General features: G+C 73.1%; 3 protein-coding genes. All 3 read right to left on the bottom strand.

The window, feature by feature from the left end; translation table 11 throughout:
• Positions 1 to 61: 61 nt before the first annotated feature.
• Positions 62 to 829, bottom strand: a complete 768-nt coding sequence (locus JF597_RS53490; protein ID WP_294014284.1) for an ABC transporter permease — start codon at positions 827 to 829, stop codon at positions 62 to 64.
• On the bottom strand, positions 826 to 1,764 hold the full coding sequence (locus tag JF597_RS53485) for an ABC transporter ATP-binding protein (RefSeq protein ID WP_294014282.1): 939 nt from the start codon (positions 1,762 to 1,764) through the stop codon (positions 826 to 828). The genes JF597_RS53490 and JF597_RS53485 overlap by 4 nt, the downstream gene beginning before the upstream one ends.
• Positions 1,765 to 1,881: 117 nt before the next feature.
• On the bottom strand, positions 1,882 to 2,205 hold the full coding sequence (locus tag JF597_RS53480) for a hypothetical protein (RefSeq protein WP_294014281.1): 324 nt from the start codon (positions 2,203 to 2,205) through the stop codon (positions 1,882 to 1,884).
• Between the last annotated feature and the right edge of the window lie 32 nt (positions 2,206 to 2,237).

Raw genomic sequence — 2,237 nt, 5'->3', positions numbered from 1 at the left:
AGCACGGGCGAGTGCAGCATCCGGTCGAGTGGCGCGACGGCGCGGGCCGGCGCCGTCGTCGTCACTCCCACCGGAACCACCGCGCCGCCGCCGGGACGGCGACCGCCGCCCACACCACCAAGGTCAACAGGTCGCGCGCCGGCAACCCCGCCCCGTGCTGGAGCACGGCGTGCAGACCGTCCGAGAGGGCGGCCGAGGGCAGGTAGCGCAGGACGTCCTGCCCGGCGGTGCCGAACTTGTCGAGCGGGATCGCGATCCCGCCGGCGAACATCAGCACCAGCCAGATCAGGTTCGCGGCGGCGAGCGTGACCTCGGCCCGCAGCGTGCCGGCCACCAGCAGCCCGAGTCCGCCGAAGGCCAGCGTGCCCAGCACGACGAGCAACAGCGCCAGCGCCGGGTCGCCGTGCGGGTGCCACGCGAGGGCGAACCCGAACGCCGCAATCAGCGCGATCTGCACGACTTCGAGCAGCAGCACGGCGAGCGTCTTGCCGGCCACGAGGACGCTGCGGGGCAGGGCCGTCGCCCCGAGCCGCTTGAGCACCGCGTACTTGCGCTCGAAGCCGGTGCCGATCGCCAGCCCGGTGAACGCGGCCGACATGACGGCCAGCGTGATGATGCTCGGCACCACGAAGTCGATGCGCCGCGGCGTGCCGAGCGAGTACAGCAGCGGCAGGTTGAAGAAGAACATCAGCAGCAACGGGATGAGCAGGCTGAGCAACACCTGCTCGCCGTTGCGGAGCAACAGTTTGAACTCCATCGCCGTCTGCGCGGCGAGCATCCGTCCGCGCGGCGCCGCGGCCGGCCGCGGCGTGAAGTCGAGTTGCGTCATGCCCGCAGCTCCCGGCCGGTCAGCTCGAGGAAGACGTCCTCGAGCGAGCGGCGTTCGACCGCCAACTCCTCGGCGAGGACGCCCTGCGCCGCGCACCACGCCGTCAGGGTGGCGAGGAGGTCGGGCGTGACGTCGCCGGTGACGACGTACCGGCCGGGCTCCTTCTCGCAGGCCTGCGACCCGCCGGGCAGCGCCGCGAGCAGCGACTCCAGGGGTAGGGCAGGGACGGTACGGAAGCGCAGCTGTCCCTCCGCGCCGGCGCGCGTCAGTTCGCTCGGCGTGCCGGCGGCGACGACCCGGCCGCCGTCCATCACGACCACCTGGTCGGCGAGTTGCTCCGCCTCGTCCAGGAAATGGGTGGTGAGCACGACGCTTACGCCGTCGGCCCGCATCGCCCGGACGAGCTCCCAGGTGCCGCGTCGCGCCTGCGGATCCATGCCTGAGGTCGGCTCGTCCAGGAAGACGAGCTCGGGCCGACCGACGAGCGCGAGAGCGAGCGAGAGCCGCTGTTGCTGCCCGCCGGAGAGCCGCTTCACCGTCGTCCCGGCCACCTCGGTGAGGCCGACCGCCTGCAGGAGCGCTTCCGGCTCCTGCGGCTGCGCCGCGTACGTCGCGAACAACCGCAGCAGTTCGATCGCCGTCGCTGCGGTGTAGCCGCCGACGCCGTCCTGCAGCATGACGCCGAGCCGAGGCCGGAGCTCCGGGTCGTCCGGTGCCCGGCCCAGCACCCGGACCGTCCCCGCATCGGCGCGACGAAAACCCTCGCAGATCTCGATCGTGGTCGTCTTGCCGGCGCCGTTGGGGCCGAGCAGGGCCAGGACCTGACCGGCCGGCAGCGTGAGGGAGATGCCGTCGACCGCCCGGCGCGCGCCGTAGCTCTTGACGAGGTCGACGACCTCGAGCGCGGGCACCCCGGCTGGCACAGCGGCTGGCACGCCGTCAGTCTAGGAACGCGTGGTGTCCGGTTCGGCAGCGCGGCGGTTCAGCGTGATCCAGGACGTGATCCAGGACGTGATCCAGGACGTGATCCAGGACATGCTGCCGGAGTTCCCTCAGGACGTCCGGGGACGGGTGCGCGCGGCCGGGCGGTTCCCGCGGCAGCCGCCCGTCCGGCTCGGGTGGCGCAGGGTGCTGCACAGGCGAGCCAGCCGGTCGGCGGCCGGCGCGGCGTTCGCGCCTCGACGGGCGAGGCGGCCGAGCAGGCGCTCGCGGCGGGCGGCCCGGCGCAGGCGGATGAGGGCGATGGAGTCGAGCCGCGCGTCGCCGATCGCGCGGCAGCTCGTCTCGATCAGACGCACGACGCGGCGCTCGCTTCGGGGCAGCCGCCAGTACGCCAGCCAACCCGTGACCGGCGGGCGCTGCTCGACGCTCGTCATGATTCGCAGAGTGCCCACCGGACGAAGCGATT

It is taken from the genome of Streptomyces sp. (assembly GCF_019510245.1).
Classification (GTDB): domain Bacteria; phylum Actinomycetota; class Actinomycetes; order Streptomycetales; family Streptomycetaceae; genus Streptomyces.
Note: the sequence above shows the minus strand (reverse complement) of the source record. Positions and strands in the feature narration are given on the sequence as shown.